Source organism: Pseudomonas fluorescens (genome assembly GCF_002022275.1).
In the GTDB taxonomy this organism is placed as follows: Bacteria; Pseudomonadota; Gammaproteobacteria; order Pseudomonadales; family Pseudomonadaceae; genus Aquipseudomonas; species Aquipseudomonas fluorescens_AJ.
Genome location: NZ_MSDF01000018.1, coordinates 22,375 through 49,084 on the forward strand (window position 1 = coordinate 22,375; position 26,710 = coordinate 49,084).

The 26,710-nt window shown below is 60.5% G+C and carries 24 protein-coding genes and 1 other RNA gene; 20 read left to right on the forward strand and 5 right to left on the reverse strand.

Going from position 1 to position 26,710, the window contains the following annotated elements; translation table 11 throughout:
* The first annotated feature begins 59 nt into the window (after positions 1-59).
* Both BFW87_RS16290 and BFW87_RS16295 read left to right on the forward strand, forming a co-directional pair.
* Complete coding sequence (locus BFW87_RS16290) at positions 60-704, forward strand: MBL fold metallo-hydrolase (RefSeq protein ID WP_078740786.1); 645 nt, start codon at positions 60-62, stop codon at positions 702-704.
* Positions 705-927: 223 nt separating this feature from the next.
* A complete protein-coding gene (locus BFW87_RS16295; protein ID WP_078740787.1) occupies positions 928-1,713 on the forward strand; it encodes an OmpA family protein in 786 nt (261 codons plus the stop codon).
* A 68-nt stretch (positions 1,714-1,781) separates the two neighbouring features.
* Here BFW87_RS16295 and BFW87_RS16300 read toward each other — a convergent pair whose 3' ends face one another.
* The 4 genes from BFW87_RS16300 to BFW87_RS16315 all read right to left on the reverse strand — a co-directional run bounded on the left by BFW87_RS16300 (position 1,782) and on the right by BFW87_RS16315 (position 5,228).
* Entirely contained in the window at positions 1,782-2,363 is a 582-nt protein-coding gene (locus BFW87_RS16300; RefSeq protein ID WP_078740788.1) for a BON domain-containing protein, read from the reverse strand.
* Positions 2,360-2,953 carry a phosphoheptose isomerase gene (locus BFW87_RS16305; protein WP_007904374.1) on the reverse strand — a complete coding sequence of 198 codons (594 nt, stop codon included), beginning with the start codon at positions 2,951-2,953 and terminating at the stop codon, positions 2,360-2,362. Before BFW87_RS16305 ends, BFW87_RS16300 begins: the two co-directional genes overlap by 4 nt.
* A 92-nt stretch (positions 2,954-3,045) precedes the next feature.
* Positions 3,046-3,417: a YraN family protein gene (locus tag BFW87_RS16310; protein WP_078740789.1), complete on the reverse strand. Its 372-nt coding sequence runs from the start codon at positions 3,415-3,417 to the stop codon at positions 3,046-3,048.
* Positions 3,417-5,228, reverse strand: a complete 1,812-nt coding sequence (locus tag BFW87_RS16315) for a penicillin-binding protein activator (RefSeq protein ID WP_078740790.1) — start codon at positions 5,226-5,228, stop codon at positions 3,417-3,419. Before BFW87_RS16315 ends, BFW87_RS16310 begins: the two co-directional genes overlap by 1 nt.
* A 165-nt stretch (positions 5,229-5,393) precedes the next feature.
* On the opposite strand from BFW87_RS16315, the gene rsmI reads away from it, so the two are divergent.
* The 18 genes from rsmI to lpxC all read left to right on the forward strand — a co-directional run bounded on the left by rsmI (position 5,394) and on the right by lpxC (position 24,902).
* A complete protein-coding gene (gene rsmI / locus BFW87_RS16320) occupies positions 5,394-6,299 on the forward strand; it encodes a 16S rRNA (cytidine(1402)-2'-O)-methyltransferase (protein WP_176159761.1) in 906 nt (301 codons plus the stop codon).
* Positions 6,300-6,384: 85 nt separating this feature from the next.
* An RNA gene (gene rnpB, locus BFW87_RS16325) (RNase P RNA component class A) lies at positions 6,385-6,738 on the forward strand.
* A 355-nt stretch (positions 6,739-7,093) separates the two neighbouring features.
* Positions 7,094-7,549 (forward strand): division/cell wall cluster transcriptional repressor MraZ, encoded by a 456-nt coding sequence (gene mraZ, locus BFW87_RS16330; protein ID WP_003171868.1) that lies wholly within the window; start codon positions 7,094-7,096, stop codon positions 7,547-7,549.
* Positions 7,546-8,493: a 16S rRNA (cytosine(1402)-N(4))-methyltransferase RsmH gene (gene rsmH / locus BFW87_RS16335; protein WP_078740792.1), complete on the forward strand. Its 948-nt coding sequence runs from the start codon at positions 7,546-7,548 to the stop codon at positions 8,491-8,493. The genes mraZ and rsmH overlap by 4 nt, the downstream gene beginning before the upstream one ends.
* Complete coding sequence (gene ftsL / locus BFW87_RS16340) at positions 8,490-8,783, forward strand: cell division protein FtsL (RefSeq protein ID WP_004371991.1); 294 nt, start codon at positions 8,490-8,492, stop codon at positions 8,781-8,783. The genes rsmH and ftsL overlap by 4 nt, the downstream gene beginning before the upstream one ends.
* Positions 8,783-10,525: a peptidoglycan D,D-transpeptidase FtsI family protein gene (locus BFW87_RS16345; RefSeq protein WP_176159763.1), complete on the forward strand. Its 1,743-nt coding sequence runs from the start codon at positions 8,783-8,785 to the stop codon at positions 10,523-10,525. Before ftsL ends, BFW87_RS16345 begins: the two co-directional genes overlap by 1 nt.
* Complete coding sequence (locus BFW87_RS16350) at positions 10,525-11,988, forward strand: UDP-N-acetylmuramoyl-L-alanyl-D-glutamate--2,6-diaminopimelate ligase (RefSeq protein WP_078740794.1); 1,464 nt, start codon at positions 10,525-10,527, stop codon at positions 11,986-11,988. Before BFW87_RS16345 ends, BFW87_RS16350 begins: the two co-directional genes overlap by 1 nt.
* On the forward strand, positions 11,981-13,351 hold the full coding sequence (locus tag BFW87_RS16355) for a UDP-N-acetylmuramoyl-tripeptide--D-alanyl-D-alanine ligase (RefSeq protein ID WP_078740795.1): 1,371 nt from the start codon (positions 11,981-11,983) through the stop codon (positions 13,349-13,351). The genes BFW87_RS16350 and BFW87_RS16355 overlap by 8 nt, the downstream gene beginning before the upstream one ends.
* Positions 13,351-14,433, forward strand: coding sequence for a phospho-N-acetylmuramoyl-pentapeptide-transferase (gene mraY / locus BFW87_RS16360; RefSeq protein ID WP_078740796.1), 1,083 nt, complete (start codon positions 13,351-13,353; stop codon positions 14,431-14,433). Before BFW87_RS16355 ends, mraY begins: the two co-directional genes overlap by 1 nt.
* A 6-nt stretch (positions 14,434-14,439) precedes the next feature.
* A complete protein-coding gene (murD, locus tag BFW87_RS16365) occupies positions 14,440-15,786 on the forward strand; it encodes a UDP-N-acetylmuramoyl-L-alanine--D-glutamate ligase (protein WP_078740797.1) in 1,347 nt (448 codons plus the stop codon).
* Positions 15,783-17,000 carry a putative lipid II flippase FtsW gene (gene ftsW, locus BFW87_RS16370; RefSeq protein ID WP_078740798.1) on the forward strand — a complete coding sequence of 406 codons (1,218 nt, stop codon included), beginning with the start codon at positions 15,783-15,785 and terminating at the stop codon, positions 16,998-17,000. The genes murD and ftsW overlap by 4 nt, the downstream gene beginning before the upstream one ends.
* On the forward strand, positions 16,990-18,060 hold the full coding sequence (gene murG, locus BFW87_RS16375) for an undecaprenyldiphospho-muramoylpentapeptide beta-N-acetylglucosaminyltransferase (RefSeq protein ID WP_078740799.1): 1,071 nt from the start codon (positions 16,990-16,992) through the stop codon (positions 18,058-18,060). Before ftsW ends, murG begins: the two co-directional genes overlap by 11 nt.
* A complete protein-coding gene (murC, locus tag BFW87_RS16380) occupies positions 18,053-19,498 on the forward strand; it encodes a UDP-N-acetylmuramate--L-alanine ligase (RefSeq protein ID WP_078740800.1) in 1,446 nt (481 codons plus the stop codon). Before murG ends, murC begins: the two co-directional genes overlap by 8 nt.
* On the forward strand, positions 19,495-20,451 hold the full coding sequence (locus BFW87_RS16385; RefSeq protein ID WP_078740801.1) for a D-alanine--D-alanine ligase: 957 nt from the start codon (positions 19,495-19,497) through the stop codon (positions 20,449-20,451). Before murC ends, BFW87_RS16385 begins: the two co-directional genes overlap by 4 nt.
* 4 nt (positions 20,452-20,455) lie before the next feature.
* Complete coding sequence (locus BFW87_RS16390) at positions 20,456-21,325, forward strand: cell division protein FtsQ/DivIB (RefSeq protein ID WP_078740802.1); 870 nt, start codon at positions 20,456-20,458, stop codon at positions 21,323-21,325.
* Between the two features lie 15 nt (positions 21,326-21,340).
* The gene (gene ftsA / locus BFW87_RS16395) at positions 21,341-22,606 is read left to right on the forward strand and encodes a cell division protein FtsA (protein WP_071486030.1); all 1,266 of its coding nucleotides are present in this window, start codon (positions 21,341-21,343) and stop codon (positions 22,604-22,606) included.
* 66 nt (positions 22,607-22,672) lie between these two features.
* Positions 22,673-23,878, forward strand: coding sequence for a cell division protein FtsZ (gene ftsZ, locus BFW87_RS16400; protein ID WP_078740803.1), 1,206 nt, complete (start codon positions 22,673-22,675; stop codon positions 23,876-23,878).
* A 112-nt stretch (positions 23,879-23,990) separates the two neighbouring features.
* Positions 23,991-24,902, forward strand: a complete 912-nt coding sequence (lpxC, locus tag BFW87_RS16405) for a UDP-3-O-acyl-N-acetylglucosamine deacetylase (RefSeq protein ID WP_003171886.1) — start codon at positions 23,991-23,993, stop codon at positions 24,900-24,902.
* Positions 24,903-25,206: 304 nt separating this feature from the next.
* Here the strand turns inward: lpxC and BFW87_RS16410 are convergent, their stop codons facing one another.
* A complete protein-coding gene (locus tag BFW87_RS16410) occupies positions 25,207-26,697 on the reverse strand; it encodes a diguanylate cyclase (protein WP_078740804.1) in 1,491 nt (496 codons plus the stop codon).
* Between the last annotated feature and the right edge of the window lie 13 nt (positions 26,698-26,710).

The window sequence follows — 26,710 nt, forward strand, 5'->3', positions numbered from 1 at the left end:
CGGGGGCAACCTCAACCATACTGCGTCTGGAATGTGCCATAGAGCTTGCAGGAACGCCCATGATTCTTGAAAAAACCGCGCTGATTCGCGAAACCTTTCCCGTCGGCCCGTTGCAGTGCAACTGCACCATCATTGGTGACCCGGTCACTAAAAAAGCCATCGTGGTCGACCCGGGCGGCAATCACGAGCTGATTCTGGCACGCCTTGATGCGCTGGGGCTCAAGGTGGTGAGCATCATCCATACCCACGCCCATCTGGATCACTTCCTGGCCTCCGGCCAGTTGAAGGAGAAGACTGGCGCGACGTTGCACTTGCACAAGGAGGATCAATTCCTCTGGGATAACCTGGAAATGCAATGCCAGATGTTTCGGGTGCCCTACACGCCGGTCCCTTCACCGGATCGCTGGCTGGAAGATGAAGAAGAGCTGGCGTGTGGTTGCGGCGTGGCTTTGCATACCCCGGGGCACACGCCGGGGTCGATGAGTTTCTGGTTCGCGGATGCCAAGCTGTTGATCGCCGGCGACACGTTGTTCAAGCGAGGGGTGGGGCGTACCGACTTGTGGGGTGGTGACCAGGCGACGATCGTGCGTTCGATCAAGAGACGTTTGTACACGCTGGACGAGGGCGCGACGGTGGTTACCGGGCACGGGCCGGACACTCGCCTGGGCGATGAGATGCGTGAGAATCCGTTTGTTCGGGCGTAGGGAATAACCACGGGGCAGGGGGTGTTCTACACAAAGAATCGTCGTAGCAGCTCGCGTTCAGCCTGCGTCTGCTACGGTTTCTGTAGCGGTAATCCTGGCCAATGTTTTGTTACAGCTCGGAAAGTGGTCACGGAATTTTTGCCGTATGTCGCGTTCCAAACTCGGCACAGGTCTATTGCCAATATCCTTTGCACCACAGAATGCAAAAGTAGGAGCTCCCTTCATGTTCACTCCGCGTCGTCTTCTTGTCGTTGCCACCGCCGTAGCCCTCTTGTCCGGCTGCGCTTCACCCAATCCTTATGACGGCAGCCAGGGGCAGGCAAATAACGGTTCGCAAGGTGGTATCAGCAAAACCGCCAAATACGGCGGCCTCGGCGCTCTGGCCGGTGCCTTGGCGGGTGCAGCCATCGACCACAACAACCGCGGTAAAGGTGCGCTGATCGGCGGCGCAATCGCCGGCCTCGGCGCTGCGGGTTACGGCTACTACGCCGACCAGCAGGAAAAGAAACTGCGCGAGAGCATGGCCAATACCGGGGTTGAAGTGCAGCGCCAGGGCGACCAGATCAAGCTGATCATGCCGGGCAACATCACCTTTGCCACCAACTCGGACGCGATCTCGAGTAGCTTCTACACGCCGTTGAACAATCTGGCGGGCTCGCTCAAGCAGTTCAACCAGAACACTATCCAGATCGTCGGCTACACCGACAGCACCGGCAGCCGCCAACTGAACATGGACCTGTCTCAGCGCCGTGCGCAGAGCGTGGCCAACTACCTGACTTCCCAAGGCGTCAGCCCGACCAACCTGAGTGCGCGCGGTGCCGGCCCGGATAACCCGATTGCCAGCAACGCCGACGTGAACGGCCGCGCCCAGAACCGCCGCGTTGAGGTCAACCTCGGCCCGATCCCGGGTCAGCAGTACGGCCAGCCGGCAGGTCAGCAGCAACAGCAGCAGCAGGCGCCGCAGCAGAACAACCAGTTCCAGGGCAACCCGTACCAGCAGTACCAGTAAACGCTAGCCACAAAAAAGGGCGCCGTGCAGTCAATGCACGGCGCCCTTTTTTGTGAGCAGCGTTTACATCAGTCGATGTATTCGAAGAGCTTCACAATCTTCTGCACGCCGGACACGCCCTGTACCAGGTTGGACGCGCGAGTGGCTTCCGCCTGGGTCAGCAGGCCCATCATGTAGACGATGCCGTTATCGGTGACGATCTTGATGCGTGAGCCCGGAACGGCGCTGTCGGTCAGCATCTGTGCCTTGATCTTGGTGGTCAGCAACGCGTCGTTACTGATAGCCAGCAGGGTGATCGGGTCCATGACCTGCAGTTCGTTGTGGACCTTCTTGACTCGCTGAACCGTGGAGGCGGCTTGTTCAGCCTGGGCCTTGAGATCGGCGCGCGGTGTTTGCCCGGCCAGCAGCACTACACCGTTGAAGCTGGTTACAACGATGCGTGACGCGCCATTGCCCAGGTCGGTAGCCGCCTTGGCGACGTTGACCTTGACCTTGGTTTCAATCAGCGAGTCATCGATGGTGCTGCCGAAGGTGCGGGTGCCCCGGTCGTCCTGGATGGGGGTGTCGCGTGTCGCAGTGATTGCCGTGCTGCAGCCGCTGATGGCGAGGCACAGCGTGATGGCCAAAAGGCTGAGGCGGTTAACGGTCATTCTTCACTCCCGAACAGTTGGCTGTCGATCAGATCGCACAGGCAGTGGATCGCCAGCAGGTGGACTTCCTGGATACGTGCGGTGACGTTGGCCGGGACGCGAATCTCAACGTCCTCAGGCAGCAACAGCGAGGCCATGCCGCCGCCGTCGCGTCCGGTCAATGCTACGACAATCATTTCGCGATCATGTGCGGCCTGGATCGCTTGAATAATATTGGCCGAGTTGCCGCTGGTGGAAATCGCCAGCAGTACATCGCCGGGTTGGCCCAGTGCGCGGATCTGCTTGGAGAAGATTTCGTTGTAGCTGTAGTCGTTGGCGATCGAGGTGATCGTCGACGAATCGGTGGTCAAGGCAATGGCCGGCAAGCTCGGGCGCTCACGCTCGAAGCGGTTGAGCAGCTCGGAGGAAAAGTGCTGGGCATCGCCGGCCGAACCGCCGTTGCCGCACGAAAGCATTTTGCCCTCGTTGAGCAAGGCATTGACCATGACCTGACTGGCTTGCTCGATGTGCGGTGCAAGTACGTCCATCGCCTGTTGCTTGGTGTCGATGCTGGCCTGGAAAAGCTGGCGAATTCGGGATTGCATGTCCATCTGTGTGACCTTAAGTAGCGCGGCTGTTTGGCACAGGAATGTGCAGCCCGCAAAGCAAAGAGCAAAAGTGTGGGGTGAAGATGTCCGGTGAATCAGCTGTCGAAGGCATTTTTGAGCCAGTTCAGATCAGCATGGCCTGCCGGTGTGCTTTCTATGGCAACCACATCGAAACGGCAGGGTGAGTCAGCCCAGCGATGCTCTTTTTGCAGGAAAAACTGCGCGGCGAGTATCAGCTTCTGACGCTTGCGCCCGTCGATACTGGCGAGCGCGCCACCCCATTGTGCGTGTTTTCTGTAGCGGACTTCGACGAATACTACTGTATCGCCGTCAAGCATGACCAGATCAAGCTCACCGCGTTTACACAACCAGTTCTGCGCCAGGAGGCGCAGACCGTGTTGCTGCAGATACAAAAGAGCCTGGAGTTCGGCATCCTTGCCGCTTTGCGCGCGGGACCGCTCGGGCATCAGCGCGGGGTGTCCGGCAGGCGTTGGATGTCGCCGCCGACGAACTTCGCCCATGGCAGCTGGCGGTCGACGCGCTGGTTGGCGTTGATGCCCAGGCTGCCCGAGAGGCCGTCAACACGCGTATCCGGCAGCGCCTTGAGTTGGCCCAGGCGCGGTGCCAGGCGGTAGGCGTCTACGCCCATCGCATACAGGCGGCCGAGGCTGCCATTGGCTTGCGGCCATTGTGCAGCGACCTGGTTGCGCAGCGGGTCGGTGGTATTAAGCAACCAAGGCGTTTCGCAGAACATGACGTTGGTCATGTCCAGGTACTGGTTTTTGTCGCCGCTCGCGCTGAACACGTGGGACGTCGCATACACAGGCACATCACCGGCGTACTGGAAGTTAAGGGTTGGCTTGATCTGCTGGGCCAGTTGCGGCGGTACGGCCAGGAAAATGAACTCGATGTCCTGGCGACGCGACGGCTGCGCGGCTACGTCGGTACCGACGGTGCTTTGCAGGCTTTTGGCGCGACCTTCGCTTTTACGCAGCTGGAACAGGTCGGCAATTTGCTGGGCGAGGGCGACCGGCTGATCAACATATTCAACGCCGACCACGGTACCGCCATTGGCTTCCCAATCCTGACGGAACGCCTTGTAGACACGCTCGCCCCATTCGCCACGCGGCACCATGGCAGCGGCGCGGTGCAGGCCGTCGGCACGGGCACGGCGCGAGACTTCGCGGGCTTCGTCTTCAGCCGCCAGGCCAAACTGGAACAGTTGCGGCGGGTTTTGATCGGCTTCGCTGTAGTTCAGCGCCAGGGTTGTAATTGGCAGCTGCGGGCGGGCGGCGAGCTGTTTGACCAGCGGCTTTTCCAGCGGGCCAACCACCAGTTGCACACCGGCGGCCTGGGCCTTGGCGTAGAAGTCGTCGATGGAGGTCAGGCGCGAACTGTCAAAAAACTCAATGACCGGCGGCTTCTGCCCGGCCTGTTCGGCCTGGAAGTGAGCTGCCATGAAGCCTTCACGCAACGCCTTGCCAACCGACGCCAAAGGACCGTCCTGCGGAAGCAGCACGGCGATCTTGTTCAGCGGCTGGCTGGCCAGCTCCTTGAGTTTGGTCAGTGGGGTAGGCAGATTCACTGCCGCCGGATGGCCCGGGTTCTGCGCGCGCCAGGTATCAATGGCCGCTTGCTGCTGTTCCAGGGTGCCGGCGCCCTTGACCGCCTGGGCCAGGGAGATCCAGCCGTCGAGTGTCGGGTTGCCGGTGGCCTGCAACTGTTCGGCCGGCAGTGCGGCGATCAGCGTCCAGATGGCTTCGTGATTGCTCTTGGCTGCATCGCCGGTAAGCAGTGGCGCCATGGCGACACGCTCGCGAGCAGCGGCCAGGGTCTGGCCATCAGCCTCATAAGCGCGAGCATGCACGGTGCCGGTGCGGATCTGCTGATCAGTCGGCAACTCCTTCAGGCTTTGCAGGCTGGGATGGTTCAGGGCGGCCAGCGCAGCCTTGGGCTGGTTGCGCGCCATGGCCAGCTCGGCAGACAAGGTGCTGGCGAAGACTTGAGCGGCGGGCTTCAGGACGTTCAGAGGCACTTGCGCCAGAATTTGCGACGAGCGACCAGGGTTGTTCTGGTGGAACGCCAGGTCAGCGGCACTCAGGCGCAGCAGCGCTGCCTGTTCTGGCGTCTTGGCATTGGTGGCCTGTTCGAGCAGTTGCTCGATACTGGCATCCGGGGTCCGTGGAAGGTCGCCAAGGCTGGACGAGGGCGAGCTGGCACACGCGGCCAATAAGGCGGCGAGGCAGAGGGCGGAGAGCAGCCGCAGGCAAGCGATCATGTATGCGTTCCTGATACCGAACAAATTAGCGTGGAAGTGTACCCAAGCACTGGCCCAGGCGCGATGTTAGTGGCGTGAAACCGTTGATTTAGATCGTGCAAATGTTGCGAGCGCGCATCAACAGTCGACCTTGCGGGCATATTATCGAGGCGCCTACGCGCTACAATGCGACTTTTCCCAACCATCGAGGTGTGCGTTTTGACTGCTCCAGGTCCTTTGAATTCCACTGCAGGCTCGCTTTTTGTCGTGGCGACGCCCATTGGCAACCTGGACGACATCAGTGCCCGCGCGCTGAAAGTGTTACGCGACGTTAAGTTGATCGCGGCAGAAGACACGCGGCACTCCCAGCGGTTGATGCAGCATTTTGGTATCAGCACGCCATTAGCCGCGTGCCATGAACATAACGAACGCGAAGAAGGCAGCCGTTTTATCACCCGCTTGTTGGCCGGTGATGACGTGGCACTGATCTCCGATGCCGGTACGCCGCTGATCTCCGACCCGGGTTACCACTTGGTTCGCCAGGCGCGAGCGGCTGGTATCAATGTAGTGCCTGTTCCGGGGGCGTGCGCGCTGATTGCGGCACTATCGGCCGCAGGCCTGCCGTCAGACCGGTTCATTTTCGAGGGTTTTCTGCCGGCCAAGGCCGTGGGGCGTCGTGCGCGTCTGCAGGCGTTGAAGGAAGAGCCGCGCACCCTGATTTTCTACGAAGCCCCGCACCGTATCCTGGAATGCCTGCAAGACATGGAACTGGTATTCGGCGGCGAACGTCTGGCACTGCTGGCGCGCGAACTGACCAAGACCTTTGAAACCCTCAAAGGCCTGCCGCTGGAAGCGTTGCGCGCGTTTGTCGAGGGTGACAGTAACCAGCAGCGCGGCGAGTGCGTGGTGTTGGTGGCCGGCTGGACTGCGCCGGTAGAGGAAGATGCTGTCGGCAGCGAAGCCGTGCGCATCCTTGATCTGTTGCTTAAAGAGATGCCGCTCAAGCGTGCTGCAGCCTTGGCGGCGGAGATCACCGGTTTGCGCAAGAACGTGTTGTATCAAGTGGCGCTGGATAAACAGAAAGGCGAATAGTTCCGGGGTTAAACCGGTATTCCGTCTGAACGTGATGGCATTAGTACTTGTCCTGAAGCCGCCGTGCCGTTAACCTGCGCGGCGGAGAGTCGATTGGACAGTCGCTGCCCTCTATGAAAATTAGGGGGGGGAGGAAAGTCCGGGCTCCATAGGGCGAAGTGCCAGGTAATGCCTGGGAGGCGTGAGCCTACGGAAAGTGCCACAGAAAATAACCGCCTAAGCGCTTCGGCGCCGGTAAGGGTGAAAAGGTGCGGTAAGAGCGCACCGCACGTCTGGCAACAGTTCGTGGCTAGGTAAACCCCACTTGGAGCAAGACCAAATAGGGTCCCAAGGCGTGGCCCGCGCTGGGACCGGGTAGGTTGCTAAAGATGTCCAGTGATGGCCATCGTAGACGAATGACTGTTCAAGACAGAACCCGGCTTACAGATCGACTCTCCACCTTTTTTCCTTCTGTCCGAATCTCGGGCAGAAACCCGGTAGTAACGCAAGAATCCCTCCCTGCCGAATCATTGGCAGATGCATCTTCGTAATACCAAAAAAATCTTACTCTTAATAAATTACTTTAACTTCAAGCTATAGCTCCATGAGCTATCTGCGGTTATTGAGTCAAAAACATCGCCAAACTCTCGTTTCTCCTCCTTTTACGTTCCTAAATCTCCGTTCTGTAAGGCTTTTCCTTGAATCCGCGCCTTGACGGTGTGGTGGGCGCATTCCTATAGTGTGCGCAAGTGGCGGAAAGTGGCACAAAGTGGGTTTTTTGAACGTAAAACGCTAAAATTTGGAGAAACGCATCTGTGTTTCGCGGAGCTAACGCTATCAGTCTCGATGCAAAAGGCCGTCTCGCCATGCCGAGCCGGTATCGTGACGAGCTCATTTCGCGAAGTTCAGGCCAGTTAATCATCACGATTGACGCCGTTGATCCTTGTTTGTGTGTTTACCCCCTCGATGAGTGGGAGTTGATTGAAACCAAGTTGCGCGCTCTGCCTTCATTGCGTGAAGAAAACCGCCGCCTGCAGCGTTTGCTGATCGGTAATGCCGTCGACCTCGAGCTCGATGGCAGTGGTCGTTTCCTGGTGCCGCCGCGTTTGCGCGAGTACGCCAAGCTGGATAAGCGCGCAATGCTGGTGGGCCAACTGAACAAGTTCCAATTGTGGGACGAAGATGCCTGGGATGCTGTGTCTGCAGCGGACCTGGCTGCTATTCAACAACCGGGCGCCATGCCTGATGAACTGCGTGATTTGATCCTGTGACTATTGATAGCGGCTTTAACCACATCACCGTACTGCTTGACGAAGCCGTTGAGGCTCTCGCCGTACGCGCGGATGGCTGCTATCTGGATGGCACCTTCGGCAGGGGCGGGCACAGCCGGTTGATACTCAGCCAGCTCGGGTCCGACGGAAAACTCCTCGGGTTCGACAAAGACCCTCAAGCGATTGCCACCGGGCAAGCGCTAGCGGCCGAAGACGGCCGCTTTGTCGTTGTGCAGCGCAGCTTTGCCGAGTTGGGCGCCGAAGTGGCCGAGCGTGGCATGGCGGGCAAGGTGGCCGGGGTGTTGCTCGACCTGGGCGTGTCTTCGCCGCAGCTTGACGACCCGGAGCGCGGCTTCAGTTTCATGAACGACGGCCCGCTCGACATGCGCATGGACCCTACTCGCGGCATCAGCGCTGCCGAGTTCATCGCCACCGCGCCTCATGAAGAAATCACCCGTGTGTTCAAGGAATACGGTGAAGAGCGCTTCGCCGGTCGCATGGCCCGCGCCGTGGTTGAACGCCGTGAGATCCAGCCGTTTGAGCGCACTGCCGACCTGGCTGAAGTGCTGAAAGTCGCCAACCCGGCGTGGGAAAAGGGCAAGAACCCGGCGACCCGCGCGTTCCAGGGCCTGCGTATTCACGTCAACAACGAATTGGGCGATCTGGACGCCGGCCTCGAAGCCGCTCTGGACGCGTTGGAAGTGGGCGGTCGCCTGGTGGTGATCAGCTTCCACTCCCTGGAAGACCGCATCGTCAAACTGTTCATGCGTCGTCTGGTCAAGGGCGAGACCGATAACCTGCCGCGCAACCTGCCGGTACGTTTCGAAGCCTTCGTGCCGAAAATCAAAATCCATGGCAAAGCGCAGTTCGCTTCCGAAGCCGAGCTCAAAGCCAACCCACGTTCCCGTAGCGCCGTCATGCGCGTCGCGGAGAAGTTGCGGTGAGCAAGCTTTTCGCCAAGCCCCTCCCGGGCGGCAGCTTCTTTATGTTGCTGCTGTTTGTCGGCGTGCTGGTGTCCGCAATTGCGGTGTCCTACAGCGCGCACTACAACCGTCAACTGCTCAATACCCTCTACGGGGAGTTGAGTGTGCGTGACAAAGCGCAAGCGGAGTGGGGCCGGCTGATCCTTGAACAAAGCACCTGGACGGCGCATAGCCGCATCGAAGTGCTGGCGACCGAGCAACTGAAAATGCATATCCCGGGCGCGGCCGACGTTCGCATGGTGGCGCCATGATGAAGCTCGAGGGTGCACTCTACCCATGGCGCTTCCGCCTGATGCTCGGCCTGTTGGCCTTGATGGTCGGCGCGATTGCCTGGCGGATCATTGACCTGCAAGTGATCGATCGTGACTTCCTGATCGGCGAGGGCAATGCCCGTAGCCTGCGTCACATCCCGATTCCTGCGCACCGTGGCCTGATCACCGACCGTAACGGCGAGCCTCTGGCCGTGAGTACGCCGGTGACCACGTTGTGGGCTAACGCCAAGGAACTGCAAACCGCCAAGGAAAAATGGCCGGAGCTGGCTGCCGCGTTGGGTCAGGACCCGAAAGCCTTGGCCGAGCGTCTTGAAGCCCAGGCCAATAAAGAATTCATCTACCTGGTTCGCGGTCTCACCCCCGAACAAGGCCAGCAAGTACTCGATCTTAAAGTCCCCGGTGTCTACGGCATCGAGGAGTTTCGTCGTTTCTACCCGGCCGGTGAAACCACCGCGCACATGGTTGGCTTTACCGACATTGATGACCACGGTCGCGAAGGTGTCGAGCTTGCCTACGATGAATGGCTGGCCGGGGTCCCCGGCAAACGCCAAGTCATCAAGGATCGGCGCGGCAGACTGATCAAGGATGTCCAGGTCACCAAAAACGCCAAGGCCGGTAAGCCCTTGGCGTTGTCGATTGACCTGCGCCTGCAGTATTTGGCCAACCGCGAGCTGCGCAACGCGATCATCGAGAACGGCGCGAAAGCCGGCAGCCTGGTGATCATGGACGTGAAGACCGGCGAAATCCTCGCCATGGTCAACCAGCCGACCTACAACCCGAATAACCGTCGCAACCTGCAGCCGGCGATGATGCGTAACCGCGCAATGATCGACGTGTTCGAGCCGGGTTCGACCATGAAAGCCATCTCCATGAGTGCTGCCCTGGAAACCGGGCGCTGGAAGCCGAGCGACAAAGTCGAGGTTTACCCAGGCACGCTGCAGTTGGGCAAATACACCATCCGTGACGTGTCGCGTACTGAAGGTCCAGTGCTGGATTTGACAGGTATTCTGATCAACTCCAGTAACGTGGGCATGAGTAAGGTCGCCTTCGACATCGGCGGCGAAACCATTTATCACCTGGCGCAAAAGGTCGGTTTGGGTCAACCCACGGGTCTGGATTTCCCGGGCGAACGTGTGGGTAACCTGCCGAACTACCGCGACTGGAAAAAGGCCGAGACCGCCACGCTTTCCTATGGCTACGGCCTGTCGGTGACCGCGATCCAGCTGGCCCATGCTTTCTCTGTATTGGCCAATAATGGCCGAATGGTTCCGCTGAGCTTGATCCATGTCGACGAAGCGCCGAAAGCCACCCAGGTGATCCCGGAAAACGTCGCCAAGACCATGCAAGGCATGCTGCAACAAGTGATCGAAGCACCACGCGGCGTATTCCGCGCCCAAGTGCCGGCGTATCACGTGGCAGGCAAGTCGGGTACCGCGCGTAAAACGTCGGTCGGCACCAAGGGCTACGCCGAAAACTCTTACCGCTCGCTGTTCGCCGGTTTCGGCCCGATGAGCGATCCGCGTTACGCCATCGTCGTAGTGATCGATGAGCCAAGCAAGGCCGGCTACTTCGGTGGCCTGGTATCGGCGCCGGTGTTCAGCAAAGTGATGTCCGGCACCCTGCGCCTGATGAACATCACGCCGGACAACCTGCCGCCGACTCAACAAGCGAACGCCGGACCACCGGCCGCTGCTGTAAAAGCCAATGGAGGGCGCGGCTGATGTCTCTGAGCCTGAACAAGATTTTTGCCCATGCCGGTCGCGATCTGTTGATCCGCGAGCTGAGCCTGGATAGCCGTAATGTGCGTGCCGGTGACCTGTTCCTGGCAGTGCCTGGTGGCAAGTACGATGGCCGTGCGCACATTGCCGATGCTCTGCAGCGCGGCGCCGCAGCAGTTGCTTATGAAGTGGAAGGCGCCACCGTTCTGCCGATCACCGACGTGCCGTTGATTCCGGTCAAGGGCCTGGCTGCGCAGCTGTCCGACATTGCCGGGCGTTTTTATGGCGACCCGAGCCGCCACGTAAACCTGATTGGTGTCACCGGTACCAATGGCAAAACCAGCGTGACCCAATTGGTTGCGCAGGCGCTTGACCTGCTGGGTCAGCATTGCGGCATCGTTGGCACCCTGGGCACCGGCTTTTATGGCGCGCTGCAAAGCGGCCTGCACACCACGCCAAACCCGATTGCCGTGCAAGCCACCCTGGCCGACCTGAAAAAGGCCGGTGCTAAAGCGGTTGCCATGGAAGTCTCCTCCCACGGTCTGGATCAGGGCCGCGTTACGGCCTTGGCCTTCGACGTGGCAGTGATGACCAACCTGTCCCGCGATCACCTGGACTACCACGGCACTATGGAAGCCTATGCGGCGGCCAAGGCGAAGCTGTTTGCCTGGAATGATTTGAAGTGCCGGGTGGTCAACCTGGACGATGCGTTCGGTCGCCAGTTGGCAGACGAAGACAGCGAAGCGCGCCTGATCACCTACAGCCTGGAAGATTCCAGCGCGTACCTGTATTGCCGCGAAGCCCAGTTTAACGATGAAGGCGTGCTCGCCACATTGGTCACGCCGCAGGGCGAGCACCATTTGCGCAGCACCTTGCTCGGCCGTTTCAACCTGAGCAACACCTTGGCGGCCATCGGCGCCTTGCTCGGCCTGGATTACGCCCTGGATGAAATCCTGCGTGTCCTGCCGAAGCTGGAAGGCCCGGTAGGTCGCATGCAGCGCCTGGGTGGCGGCAAACAGCCGCTGGTGGTGGTTGATTACGCCCATACCCCGGACGCTCTCGAAAAAGTGTTGGTCGCCCTGCGTCCACACGCCAAGGGCAAGCTCCTGTGCCTGTTCGGCTGCGGCGGTGATCGTGATCGTGGCAAACGTCCATTGATGGCCGAAATTGTTGAGCGCCTTGCCGACGGCGTGCTCGTCACTGACGACAACCCCCGCAGCGAAGCGCCGAGTCAGATCTTTGATGACATCCGTGTCGGCTTTAAAGATGCGTCTGCAGTCAGCTTCGTCGCTGGTCGTGGCGCCGCCATTGCCCAACTGATCGCCAGCGCCAGCGCTGATGACGTGGTGGTGCTGGCCGGTAAAGGTCATGAGGATTACCAGGAAATCAACGGCGAGCGCCACGCCTTCTCCGACTTGGTCGAGGCTGATCATGCCTTGACCGCCTGGGAGGTCGCCCATGCTTAAAGCGATGACGTTCAGCGAACTGACCCAGGCCCTTTCGGCCCGCGTACTGTCGAGCGATTGCAGCTTTGACGGTGTCAGTATCGACAGTCGCAACATCAAACCGGGCCAGCTGTTTGTCGCACTGGCAGGCCCGCGTTTTGACGGCCACGACTACCTGAACGACGTTGCCGCCAAAGGTGCCGTTGGCGCGTTGGTACAGCGTGAAGTGGCAGATTCCACCTTGCCGCAACTGCTGGTTGCCGATACCCGTTTGGCCCTCGGCCAGTTGGGTGCTCTGAACCGCGTCGCCTTTGACAAGCCCGTTGCAGCCGTCACCGGTTCCAGCGGCAAAACCACGGTCAAGGAACTGCTCGCCGGTATCTTGCGCACGCGCGGGCCGGTGCTCGCCACCCGGGGCAATCTGAACAATGATTTTGGCGCTCCGCTGACCCTGCTCGAACTGGCCCCGGAACACACGGCGGCCGTGATTGAGTTGGGTGCGTCGCGTGTTGGCGAAATTGCCTACACCGTGGCGCTGACCAAGCCCCACGTTGCGATCATCAGCAACGCCGGTACCGCTCACGTGGGCGAGTTTGGCGGCCCGGAAAAAATCGTCGAAGCCAAAGGCGAAATCCTTGAAGGCCTCGATGCATCGGGCACCGCTGTATTGAATCTTGACGACAAGGCCTTCGAAACCTGGCGTGTACGCGCCGCCGGGCGCAAGGTCCTGACGTTTGCCGTGCTGAACGCGGCGGCTGACTTTCATGCCTCGACTATCACCGTCGATGCCCGTGGCTGCCCGTCCTTCACCTTGCACACCCCGCAGGGCAGTGAGCATGTGCAGTTGAACCTGTTGGGCAACCACAACGTCGCGAATGCCTTGGCTGCCGCCGCTGCCGCGTACGCCTTGGGCGTGTCGCTGTTCGGTATCGCCACCGGTTTGGGCGCGGTGCAGCCGGTCAAAGGCCGCACCGTGGCGCAACTGGCGACCAACGGCATGCGCGTGATTGACGACACCTACAACGCCAACCCGTCCTCTATCAATGCCGCGGTTGACCTGCTCAAAGGCTTTACCGGGCGCAAGGTGCTGGTGCTGGGCGATATCGGCGAACTGGGCGATTGGGCTGAACAAGGCCATCGCGAAGTCGGCGCCTACGCCAGCGGTAAAGCCGATGCTCTTTATGCAGTGGGCACGAACATGGCGCACGCCGTTAACGCCTTTGGCCTCGGTGCGCAGCATTTCGCCACCCAAGCCGAGTTGATCCAGGCACTGACGGCGGCTGAACACGATAAAAACACAACCATTTTGATCAAAGGATCGCGCAGCGCGGTGATGGAAAACGTCGTCGCTGCCCTGTGTGGCTCAAGTACGGAGAAACATTAATGCTGCTGCTGCTGGCTGAGTATCTGCAACAGTTCCACAAAGGCTTCGCGGTCTTTCAGTACCTGACCCTGCGGGGGATTCTGGGTGTGCTGACCGCGCTGTCTTTGTCGCTGTTCCTGGGGCCATGGATGATCCGCACCCTGCAGAACCTGCAAATTGGTCAATCGGTTCGTAATGACGGCCCGCAGTCGCACCTGTCCAAATCCGGCACCCCGACCATGGGCGGCGCGCTGATTCTGTCGTCCATCGGCATCAGCACCTTGCTGTGGGCTGACCTGCACAACCGCTACGTCTGGACGGTGCTGCTGGTGACCTTGCTGTTCGGCGCCATCGGCTGGGTTGATGACTATCGCAAAGTGATCGAGAAAAACTCCAAGGGGCTGCCAAGCCGCTGGAAGTACTTCTGGCAGTCGGTGTTTGGTCTCGGCGCTGCAATCTTCCTCTACACGACTGCCCCGAGCGCGGTTGAAACCACGTTGATCATCCCGATGCTCAAGGACGCCAGCATCCCACTGGGCATTGGCTTCGTGGTGTTGACCTACTTCGTGATCGTCGGCTCCAGCAACGCGGTCAACCTGACTGACGGCCTCGACGGCCTGGCGATCATGCCGACGGTGATGGTCGGCGGCGCGCTCGGCATCTTCTGCTACCTGTCGGGTAACGTGAAATTCGCCGAATACCTGCTGATCCCGTACGTGCCGGGCGCGGGTGAACTGATCGTGTTCTGCGGCGCGCTGATCGGCGCCGGGCTGGGGTTCCTGTGGTTCAACACCTACCCCGCACAAGTCTTCATGGGCGACGTCGGCGCACTGGCGCTGGGCGCGGCTCTGGGCACCATCGCAGTCATCGTTCGCCAGGAAATCGTGCTGTTCATCATGGGCGGTGTGTTCGTGATGGAAACCCTGTCGGTGGTCATCCAGGTGGCCTCCTTCAAATTGACCGGGCGTCGTGTGTTCCGCATGGCGCCGATTCACCACCACTTTGAACTCAAGGGCTGGCCTGAGCCGCGTGTGATCGTCCGTTTCTGGATCATCACCGTGATTCTGGTACTGGTCGGCCTTGCCACCCTGAAACTGAGGTAGAAACGAGTGTCCCTGATCGCTTCAGACCACTTCCGCATCGTTGTCGGCCTCGGCAAGAGCGGCATGTCCCTGGTTCGCTTCCTGGCGAACCGGGGCACGTCGTTTGCCGTGGCCGATACGCGGGAAAATCCACCGGAGCTGGTCACGCTGCGCCGTGACTACCCGCACGTGGAAGTGCGTTGTGGCGAGCTGGACGTCGAGTTTCTGTGCCGTGCCGACGAGCTTTACGTGAGCCCGGGCCTGGCCCTCGCGACACCCGCCCTGCAAGCGGCAGCGGCGCGTGGCGTGAAGCTGTCAGGCGATATCGACCTGTTTGCGCGTAATGCGAAGGCGCCGATTGTGGCCATCAGCGGCTCCAACGCGAAAAGCACTGTGACCACTCTGGTCGGCGAGATGGCGGTTGCGGCGGGCAAGCGTGTGGCGGTAGGCGGAAACCTCGGCACCCCGGCACTGGATTTACTCAGCGATGACATCGAGCTGTACGTCATGGAGCTGTCGAGCTTCCAGCTGGAAACTACTCACGACCTCGGTGCCGAAGTGGCCACCGTGCTGAACGTCAGCGAAGACCACATGGACCGTTACAGCGGCCTGCCGGCGTATCACCTGGCCAAGCACCGGATCTTCCGTGGCGCCCGGCAAGTGGTGGTCAACCGTCAGGATGCCCTGAGCCGTCCGCTGATGGGCGAAGGCCTGCCGTGCTGGACCTTCGGCCTGGGCAAACCCGACTTCAAAGCGTTCGGCATTCGCGAAGAGAGCGGCGAGAAATATCTGGCCTTCGAATTCCAGAACCTGATGCCGGTTCGCGAGCTGAAAATCCGTGGTGCACACAACCAGTCCAACGCCCTGGCGGCCTTGGCGCTGGGTCACGCCGTTGGCCTGCCGTTCGATGCGATGCTATCCAGCCTGCGCACATTCGCCGGTCTTGAGCACCGCTGCCAATGGGTACGCGAGCTCAATGGCGTGAGCTACTACAACGACTCCAAGGCCACCAACGTCGGTGCTGCGCTTGCAGCGATCGAAGGCCTGGGTGCCGATATTGAAGGCAAGCTGGTGCTGATCGCCGGTGGCGACGGCAAGGGCGCTGACTTCAAGGACCTTAAAGGCCCGGTGGCCGCGCATTGCCGCGCCGTGGTGCTGATGGGGCGCGACTCCGACGTGATCGCCGCTGCCTTGGGCGACGGTTTACCGCACGTGCGCGCGACGTCCCTGGACGATGCCATCGCCCAATGTAAAGCCCTGGCGCAGCCAGGCGACGCCGTGCTGCTGTCGCCAGCCTGCGCCAGTTTCGACATGTTCAAGAACTACGAAGAACGCGGCCAGCTGTTCGCCCGCGCAGTGGAGGCCTTGGCATGAATTTCAGAAATATCATCAAGCCGTACCCTTCGCCGATCATCACCGGGCGTGGTATCGACCTTGATTTCCCGATGCTCGCCGGCTGCCTCGCGCTGCTCGGTCTGGGCCTGGTGATGATCACCTCGGCGTCCTCCGAAGTGGCCGCCGTGCAGTCGGGCAACACCCTGTACATGATGATTCGTCACTTGGTCTATCTGGTGATCGGCCTCGGTGCAGGCATCGTGACCATGATGATCCCTATTGCCACGTGGCAACGCCTGGGTGGGCTGATGCTGATCGGTGCCTTTGGCTTGCTGATCATGGTGATCCTCCCCGGTATCGGGCGTGAGGTGAACGGTTCGATGCGCTGGATCGGCTTCGGCGCATTCAACGTGCAGCCGTCGGAAATCGCCAAAGTGTTCGTGGTGATCTACCTCGCCGGTTACCTGGTACGCCGCCAGAAAGAAGTGCGCGAAAGCTGGATGGGCTTCTTCAAGCCCTTCATCGTGCTGCTGCCGATGGCGGGCCTGTTGCTGATGGAGCCCGACTTCGGTGCCACCGTCGTAATGATGGGCGCTGCGGCGGCGATGCTGTTCCTCGGCGGGGTGGGCTTGTTCCGGTTCGCCCTGATGGTGGTGCTGGCGGTGGTTGCCGTCTATCTGCTGGTCGAAGCGCAACCGTATCGTATGGCTCGTCTGATTACCTTTACTGACCCCTGGTCCGATCAATTCGGCTCCGGTTACCAGCTGACCCAGGCGCTGATCGCCTTTGGTCGCGGCGGATGGCTGGGCGTGGGGCTGGGGAACAGCGTGCAGAAGCAGTTTTACCTGCCGGAAGCGCATACCGACTTCGTGTTCTCCGTGCTTGCCGAAGAACTCGGTGCAGTGGGTTCGCTGTGCACCGTTGCACTGTTCCTGTTCGTCTGCGTGCGGGCGCTTTACATCGGTCTTTGGGCCGAGAAAGCCAAGCAGTTTTTCGCCGCCTATGTGGCGTACGGCTTGGCGTTCTTGTGGATCGGCCAGGTGCTGATCAACATCGGTGTAAACATCGGCCGTTTGCCGACCAAGGGTTTGACCTTGCCTTTTCTCAGCTACGGCGGCAGTTCGTTGGTCATCTGCTGCGTCTGCCTGGGCTTGCTGCTGCGCATCGAGTGGGAGAGTCGCACCCACCTGGGCAGCGAAGAGATGGAATTCAGCGAAAGCGATTTCGCCGAGGAGCCGAACCATGGGCGCTAACGTGCTGATCATGGCGGGCGGCACCGGGGGCCATGTGTTCCCGGCCCTGGCGTGTGCGCGTGAATTCCATAACCGTGGCTACACCGTGCACTGGCTCGGTACGCCGCGCGGCATCGAAAACGAATTGGTCCCGAATGCCGGTTTGCCGCTGCATTTGATCAACGTCACCGGGTTGCGTGGCAAGGGTAAATTGTCCCTGCTCAAGGCGCCGTTCGTGTTGCTCAAGGCCGTCTGGCAAGCCCGTAAAGTGATTCGCGAATTGAAGCCTGTGTGCGTACTGGGCTTTGGCGGTTATGTGACGGGCCCTGGTGGTGTCGCCGCCAGGCTCGCTGGCGTGCCGGTGATCGTGCACGAGCAGAACGCTGTCGCCGGCACTGCCAACCGCCTGCTCGTGCCGTTGGCCGCGCGGGTGTGCGAAGCCTTTCCGAAGACCTTTGCTGCCTCGGACAAACTGCGTACCACCGGCAACCCGGTGCGTACCGAACTGTTCATGGACATCGCCCGCCAGGCATTGGCCGGGCGCAAGGCGCACCTGCTGATCATGGGGGGGAGCCTGGGCTCTGAGCCTTTGAACAAACTGCTGCCTGAAGCCCTGGCGCAACTCCCCGTGGAATTGCGTCCGGAAGTCTTCCATCAGGCCGGCAAGCACCATGGTGAAGTCACCGTCCAGCGTTATCGCGAGGCCGGTGTCGAGGCGGATGTGCAGCCCTTCATCAAAGACATGGCCCATGCCTATGGCTGGGCCGACCTGGTGGTCTGCCGCTCCGGCGCGTTGACCGTCAGTGAACTGGCCGCCGCCGGTCTGCCGTCCTTGCTGGTGCCTTTGCCCCACGCCATCGACGATCACCAGACCCGCAACGCCGAATATTTGGCCGGGGAGGGCGCTGCCTTCCTGCTGCCGCAAAGAACGACTGGCGCCGCCGATTTGGCCGCACGCCTGACCGAGGTTTTGATGCAACCGGAACGACTCAACAGCATGGCGAGCACCGCAAGCCGCCTGGCCAAACCTGACGCAACCCGCACCGTGGTCGATATCTGCCTGGAGGTGGCCCATGGTTGAGAATCAGAAAGCCATGCCACAACCGGAAATGCGCCGCATACGTCGCATCCACTTCGTCGGTATCGGCGGCGTGGGCATGTGCGGCATTGCCGAAGTGTTGCTGAACCTGGGCTACCAAGTGTCCGGCTCGGACTTGAAAGAGTCGCCGGTCACCGATCGCCTGAAAACCTTCGGCGCACAGATCTTCATCGGCCACCGTGCCGAGAACGCGGCCGAAGCCGACGTGCTGGTGGTGTCCAGCGCTGTGAACACCTCCAACCCGGAAGTGGCGACTGCTCTTGAGCGTCGTATTCCCGTAGTGCCACGCGCCGAGATGCTTGCTGAGCTGATGCGCTACCGTCACGGCATCGCCGTCGCCGGTACCCACGGCAAAACCACCACCACCAGCCTGATCGCCTCGGTGTTTGCGGCCGGTGGCCTGGACCCGACATTCGTCATCGGTGGTCGCCTGAATGCTGCGGGCACCAATGCCCAGCTCGGCACCAGCCGTTACCTGATCGCCGAAGCCGATGAAAGTGACGCGAGCTTCCTGCACCTGCAACCGCTGGTCGCCGTGGTCACCAACATTGACGAAGACCACATGGCCACCTACGACGGTGACTTCAACAAGTTGAAGAAAACCTTCGTCGAGTTCCTGCACAACCTGCCGTTCTATGGTTTGGCTGTGGTGTGCCTGGACGACCCGGTGGTGCGCGAAATTCTGCCGCTGGTCAAACGTCCAACCGTCACCTACGGCTTCAGCGAAGACGCTGACGTGCGCGCCATCAATGTGCGCCAGGAAGGCATGCAGACTTACTTCACCGTGCTGCGCCCGGACCGCGAGCCGCTGGATGTGTCGGTGAACATGCCGGGCAACCACAACGTTTTGAACTCGCTGGCTACCATCTGCATTGCTTCCGATGAGGGCGTCAGCGATGAAGCCATCGTTGAGGGGCTGTCGCGATTTGCCGGTGTTGGCCGCCGCTTCCAGGTCTACGGCCAACTGCCGGTAGAAGGCGGTGACGTGATGCTGGTGGACGATTACGGTCATCACCCGACCGAAGTCGCCGCCGTGATCAAGGCCGTACGTGGTGGCTGGCCGGAGCGCCGCCTGGTGATGGTTTACCAGCCGCACCGCTACAGCCGCACCCGCGACCTGTACGACGACTTTGTGAATGTATTGGCCGATGCCAACGTGCTGTTGCTGATGGAAGTTTACCCGGCCGGTGAAGAGCCGATTCCGGGCGCCGACAGCCGCAAGCTGTGCAACAGCATTCGTCAGCGCGGTCAGCTGGACCCGATCTACATCGAGCGCGGTGTGGACCTGGCCCCGATCGTCAAACCGCTGCTGCGTGCCGGTGACATTCTGCTGTGTCAGGGCGCCGGTGATATTGGCGGCCTGGCCCCCAAGTTACTCGCGAGCCCGCTGTTTGCCGTGCAGAAGGGGACGTCGAAATGACCACTGACTACGGCTCCCTGTTTTCCACCCTCGCACCTGCCGACTTCGGTCGTGTAGCGGTGCTGTTCGGCGGTAAAAGCGCCGAGCGCGAAGTGTCGCTCAAGTCCGGTAATGCTGTGCTTGAAGCCCTGCAAAGCGCTGGCGTGAACGCCTTCGGTATCGACGTGGGCGATGATTTCCTCGCCCGCCTGCAGGCCGAAAAGATCGACCGCGCGTTCATCATTCTTCACGGCCGCGGCGGTGAAGACGGCAGCATGCAGGGCCTGCTGGAATGCGCAGGCATTCCCTATACCGGCAGCGGCATCCTCGCGTCGGCACTGGCCATGGACAAGCTGCGCACCAAACAGGTGTGGCACAGCCTGGGTATTCCAACGCCGCGTCACAGCGTTCTGTGCAGCGAAGACGATTGTATTTCTGCAGCCGAGGAACTGGGCCTGCCTTTGATCGTCAAACCAGCCCATGAAGGCTCCAGTATCGGCATGGCCAAAGTGAACTCGGCCGCCGAATTGATCGACGCATGGAAAGCGGCAAGTACCTACGATTCGCAAGTGTTGGTGGAACAGTGGATTTCCGGTCCCGAGTACACCATCGCCACCCTGCGTGGCCAGGTTTTGCCGCCTATCGCATTGGGCACGCCCCACACTTTTTACGACTACGACGCCAAGTACGTGGCTTCCGATACTCAGTACCGGATCCCGTGTGGCCTTGACGCAACCAAGGAACAGGAATTGATGGACCTCACGGCGAAAGCCTGTGAGGCGCTGGGTATCGCCGGTTGGGCGCGGGCAGACGTGATGCAGGATGACCAAGGGAATTTCTGGTTCCTTGAAGTCAACACCGCTCCCGGCATGACCGACCACAGTTTGGTACCCATGGCTGCTCGTGCCGCCGGTCTGGATTTTCAGCAGTTAGTGCTGGCGATTCTGGCAGCCAGCATAGAGCCAAGAGGCTAAGCACATGAACGGCGCATCGCTTCGTCATCAGCCCCCACAAGCACCCGGCCGCAAGCCGGTGCCACGGGGTGCGAGCCGGATGGTGGCTAAAGAGCCGATGTCGGCGCGCCTGCCCAAAGCCAACTTTGGTTTCATCAAGGCGCTGTTCTGGCCGGTGCTGCTGGTGGTGTTGGGTTTCGGCACTTACGAGGGCGCACAGCGTCTGCTGCCGTATGCCGACCGGCCGATCACCAAGATCAGCGTGCAGGGCGACCTGAGCTACATCAGCCAGCAAGCCGTGCAGCAGCGCATCGGCCCGTATCTGGCGGCGAGCTTCTTCACCATCGACCTGGCGGGTATGCGCGCGGAGTTGGAGCAAATGCCGTGGATCGCTCACGCCGAAGTCCGCCGCGTATGGCCGGACCAGGTGACGATCCGCCTGGAAGAACAACTGCCCGTGGCCCGCTGGGGCGATGGCGCGCTGTTGAACAACCAGGGCCAGGCGTTCACCCCGCGTGAACTGGCGAACTACGAGCACCTGCCGCAGTTGTTCGGGCCGCAGCGGGCGCAACAGCAAGTGATGCAGCAGTACCAGGCGTTGAGCCAGATGCTGCGGCCGTTGGGTTTCTCGATTGCGCGACTGGAATTGCGTGAACGGGGCAGCTGGTTTTTGACGACCGGGGCAGGCAGTTCCGGCCCGGGGATCGAGTTGTTGCTGGGACGCGGCAACCTGGTGGAAAAGATGCGCCGCTTTATTGCCATCTATGAAAAGACCTTGAAAGAACAGATTACGAACATTGCGAGCGTCGACCTGCGTTACGCCAACGGCCTGGCCGTCGGCTGGCGTGAACCGGCTGCGCCGACGACAGCCAAACCCGCTGTCGCGAAGAATTAAGAAGAGGCAGGACCCATGGCAAACGTGCAAAGCGGCAAAATGATCGTCGGTCTCGATATCGGCACCTCCAAGGTGGTGGCGCTGGTCGGCGAGGTCGGGGAAGACGGTGTGATCGAAATCGTCGGTATCGGCACGCATCCGTCCCGGGGCCTGAAGAAGGGCGTGGTGGTGAACATCGAGTCCACCGTGCAATCGATCCAGCGCGCCATCGAAGAAGCGCAGCTGATGGCCGGTTGCCGGATTCACTCGGCGTTCGTCGGCGTGGCCGGCAACCATATCCGCAGCCTGAACTCCCACGGCATCGTGGCGATCCGCGACCGTGAAGTCAGCGCCGCCGACCTTGAGCGTGTGCTCGACGCCGCCCAGGCCGTGGCGATCCCGGCTGACCAGCGTGTGCTGCACACCCTGCCGCAGGACTACGTGATCGATAACCAGGAAGGCGTTCGCGAGCCTCTGGGCATGTCGGGCGTACGTCTGGAAGCCAAGGTTCACGTAGTGACCTGCGCCGTCAACGCCGCACAGAACATTGAAAAATGCGTGCGCCGCTGTGGCCTGGAAATCGACGACATCATTCTTGAGCAGTTGGCCTCGGCCTACTCGGTACTCACTGACGACGAAAAAGAACTCGGCGTTTGCCTGGTCGACATCGGCGGCGGTACCACTGACATCGCGATCTTCACCGAGGGTGCGATCCGTCACACCGCCGTGATCCCGATCGCCGGCGACCAGGTCACCAACGACATCGCCATGGCGCTGCGTACACCGACCCAGTACGCCGAAGAAATCAAGATCCGCTACGCCTGCGCCCTGGCCAAACTGGCCGGTGCCGGTGAAACCATCAAGGTGCCAAGCGTCGGCGACCGTCCACCGCGCGAACTGTCGCGCCAGGCCCTGGCCGAAGTGGTCGAGCCGCGTTACGACGAGCTGTTCACCCTGATTCAGGCCGAACTGCGCCGCAGCGGCTACGAAGATTTGATCCCGGCCGGCATCGTGCTGACCGGTGGCACCTCGAAGATGGAAGGCGCGGTCGAACTGGCCGAGGAAATCTTCCACATGCCGGTTCGCCTGGGCGTGCCCCATGGCGTCAAAGGCCTGGGCGACGTGGTGCGTAACCCGATTTATTCCACCGGTGTGGGCTTGCTGTTGTACGGGCTGCAAAAGCAGACCGACGGCATTTCCCTGTCGGGCCCGAGCATCCGTGACAGCTACCGCAACAACGACGACGAAGCGAAAGCACCGTTGTTCGAGCGGTTGCAGGCTTGGGTAAAAGGCAATTTCTAAAGATTTACCGCAACACCGCAGCAAGCAGTAGGCGAAAAAACTAGAGATAACGAAAGGAGAGGGAACATGTTCGAACTCGTAGACAACATCCCCGCAAGCCCGGTCATCAAAGTGATCGGTGTCGGCGGTGGCGGCGGCAACGCTGTCAACCATATGGTCAAGAGCAACATTGAAGGCGTTGAATTCATCTGCGCCAACACTGATGCCCAGGCGCTGAAAAGCATCGGCGCGCGGACCATCCTGCAATTGGGCACAGCCGTGACCAAGGGCCTCGGCGCTGGCGCCAATCCGGAAGTCGGCCGTCAAGCCGCACTGGAAGACCGCGAGCGTATTGCTGAAGTGCTGCAAGGCACCAACATGGTGTTCATCACCACCGGCATGGGCGGCGGTACCGGTACCGGTGCAGCTCCGATCATTGCCGAAGTGGCCAAGGAAATGGGGATTCTGACAGTTGCTGTCGTGACCCGTCCGTTCCCGTTCGAAGGCCGCAAGCGCATGCAGATCGCCGACGAAGGCATTCGTCTGCTGTCTGAAAGCGTCGACTCGTTGATCACCATTCCCAACGAGAAGCTGCTGACCATCCTGGGCAAGGACGCAAGCTTGCTGTCCGCGTTCGCCAAGGCTGACGATGTACTGGCCGGTGCCGTTCGCGGTATCTCCGACATCATCAAGCGCCCGGGCATGATCAACGTCGACTTTGCCGACGTACGTACCGTGATGAGCGAAATGGGCATGGCGATGATGGGCACTGGCTGCGCCAGCGGTCCGAACCGTGCACGTGAAGCCACTGAAGCGGCCATCCGCAACCCGTTGCTGGAAGACGTGAACCTGCAAGGTGCACGCGGCATCCTGGTGAACATCACCGCCGGTCCTGACCTGTCCCTGGGTGAGTACTCCGACGTGGGTAGCATCATCGAAGCCTTCGCTTCCGAGCACGCGATGGTCAAAGTCGGCACCGTTATCGATCCGGACATGCGCGATGAACTGCACGTGACCGTGGTTGCTACCGGCCTGGGCGCGAAAATCGAGAAGCCTGTGAAGGTCATCGACAATACCGTTCATACCAGTCACACCAGCCACGTCAGCCAGCAAGCTGCCGCTCCAGCGCCTTCGCGCCAGGAACTGCCGTCTGTGAACTACCGTGATCTGGACCGTCCGACCGTGATGCGCAACCAGGCTCAGGCCGGTGCTGCGGCGTCCCGTAGCCTGAATCCGCAAGATGATCTGGACTACCTGGACATCCCGGCATTCCTGCGTCGTCAGGCCGATTAATGGAATGTATCAGGGCTATGAAGGTGATTGGTGTTCAGCAAAGGTCTGGTCTGTTATTATCGCCAGCCTTTGTTGATACCAGTTCGCAATTTGCGCTGAAGCGGTCCAAGCCATGATTAAACAACGCACCCTGAAGAATATTATCCGTGCCACAGGTGTAGGTCTGCACTCCGGGGAGAAGGTATACCTGACCCTCAAGCCCGCACCTGTCGACACCGGCATCGTGTTTGTTCGTGCCGACCTGGACCCTGTGGTGCAGATTCCTGCTCGCGCGGAAAATGTTGGCGAAACCACGATGTCGACCACGTTGGTCAACGGTGACGTGAAAGTGGACACGGTGGAGCACTTGCTCTCGGCCATGGCCGGTTTGGGCATCGATAACGCCTACGTCGAGCTCTCCGCGTCCGAAGTCCCGATCATGGATGGCAGCGCTGGACCCTTCGTATTCTTGATTCAATCTGCCGGCCTGGAAGAACAGGACGCAGCCAAGAAGTTCATTCGCATTCTGCGGGAAGTGACAGTAGAAGACGGCGACAAACGCGCCACCTTCGTCCCGTTCGAAGGCTTTAAAGTGAGCTTTGAGATCGATTTCGATCACCCGGTATTCCGTGACCGCACCCAAAGTGCAAGCGTGGATTTTTCCAGCACTTCGTTCGTAAAAGAAGTCAGCCGCGCCCGTACCTTTGGTTTCATGAGTGACATCGAGTACCTGCGCAAGCACAATCTCGCACTCGGCGGCAGCGTTGAAAACGCCATTGTGGTCGACGCGGATGGTGTACTGAACGAAGACGGCCTTCGCTACGAAGACGAATTCGTGAAGCACAAGATCCTCGATGCAATCGGTGACCTCTACCTGCTGGGCAATAGCCTGATAGGCGAGTTCAAAGGCTTCAAGTCGGGCCACGCCCTTAACAACCAGCTGCTGCGCAAGTTGATTGAGCAGACAGACGCTTGGGAAGTTGTGACCTTCGAAGATGCCAGCACCGCACCGATCTCTTACATGCGTCCCGTTGCGGCGGTGTAAGTAACAACTCTCTTTTCGTTAGTTTTGAAAGGCTGCCTTCGGGTGGCCTTTTTTTATGCCCGCAATTGTGTGAAAGAGCCCTCTGTGGGGGGCAGCCTGTTGTGGCAAGCGAGCTTGTTGTAGGGAGTGAGCTTTTTGTGGCGAGCGAGCTTGCTCGCGTTGGCCCGCGAAGCGGGCCCAAAAGGCCTGCATCAATATATCTGACAGAATAAGGCGCCTGGTTTTGGGGCCGCTTCGCAGCCCAACGCGAGCAAGCTCGCTCGCCACAACAAGCTAGCTCGCCACAGAGGCTCAGTTAACCTGATTACAGGCCCGCAGCATCGACTATACGATTGCGCCCACTGTGCTTGGCCTCATACAACGCCTGATCCGCACTGAGCAACAAGGCTTCCAGTGATTGGCGACTGCGTTTATCCCACGTGCTCATGCCGATGCTCACGGTAATCGCGCCTTCTGCATTGGGCATGCGCGGCAAGTGCTCGACGCTGCTGCGGATATGTTCGGCGATCACCCAGGCCCCTTTGGCGTCGGTATGGGGCAGTACCACTGCAAATTCCTCCCCGCCATAACGCGCCGCCAAATCGGCCGGGCGCCGGATGTTGTCGTCAATCACATGGGCAACCAGGCGCAAGGCCTCGTCCCCGCCGTGATGACCATGGCGGTCGTTGAAGGCCTTGAAGTGGTCAACGTCGATCATCAGCAGCGTCAGCGGCTCGGTGGAGCGCTGCGCACGGTCCCATTCCAGCCGCATCCGTTCGTCGAGGGTGCGACGGTTCGCAAGGCCCGTCAGCGCGTCAGTGGCTGCCAGTTCTGACAGCACCTGCTCGGCGCGGTGACGCCGGCGCAGTTCGTTGCTGAGCATCCAGGTCAGCCACAGTAGCCCGATGCACAGCACACCCGTCGCCATACTGACCAGAATGGCGGCACGCCTCCATTGGGCGAACACTTCATCGGCAGACAGCGCCACTGCTACGATCAGTGGCAGGTTGCCGACGGTGGAGAAGGTGTAGAGCCCTGGCTGGCTATCGACACTAGAGACGCCCTGAAAGCTGCCATCGTGCTCCTTGAGCATGCGCGCTACATTCGGGCGCTGGCTCAGGTCTTTGTTAATCATGTCCAGCTCCAGCATTGGCTCCTGCGCCAGCAGGATGCCCTGTTGGTTGATCAGGTTGATGGTGCTGTCACTGCCGATATTCAGCCCGCTGAACAACTGATGGAAGTACGACAGGCGCATCGACGCCACCGCCACGCCCTGGAAGCGCCCGTCCGGTGCGGAAACACGGCGGCTGAACGCTATCCGCCAAGGGTCATCACACACGCAGCGCGCCAGAAACGGGCGGCTGATGTACAGGCCGATGTCGGGGTGGGTGCGGTGTATCTGGAAATAGTCGCGATCGGCAAAATTACCGGTCTTGGGTGTCAGCAGTGAGGAGTCCGCGATCACTTCTCCATTGCCGTCCAGCAGCAGAATGTCGCCCTTGTACGGCGCGGCGGTGGAGCGGTCGAACAGCACCAGGTGGCGAATGCTGGCAGAGACGCTGCTGAGGTCATTGCGTTCGGTGGCAGCGATCAGGCCTGTGAGCGCCAAGTCATAGAGCTCCACGTTGCGCAGCACGTCCGCGTCGATCAATTGAGTGATGTTGTTCGCCGTGCGCTTGGCGGCCTGCAAGGTGTTGGCATGCTCACGGATCAGCAGCGCAGTGACGATCGCGACGATCACCAGCACCGTGAGGACGCTTCCTGCAATCAGCAAGCGTTCCGGGCGGCGTGTGTGGCGTGGGAGGCTCGGGCTCATCGGCTTACTTCTG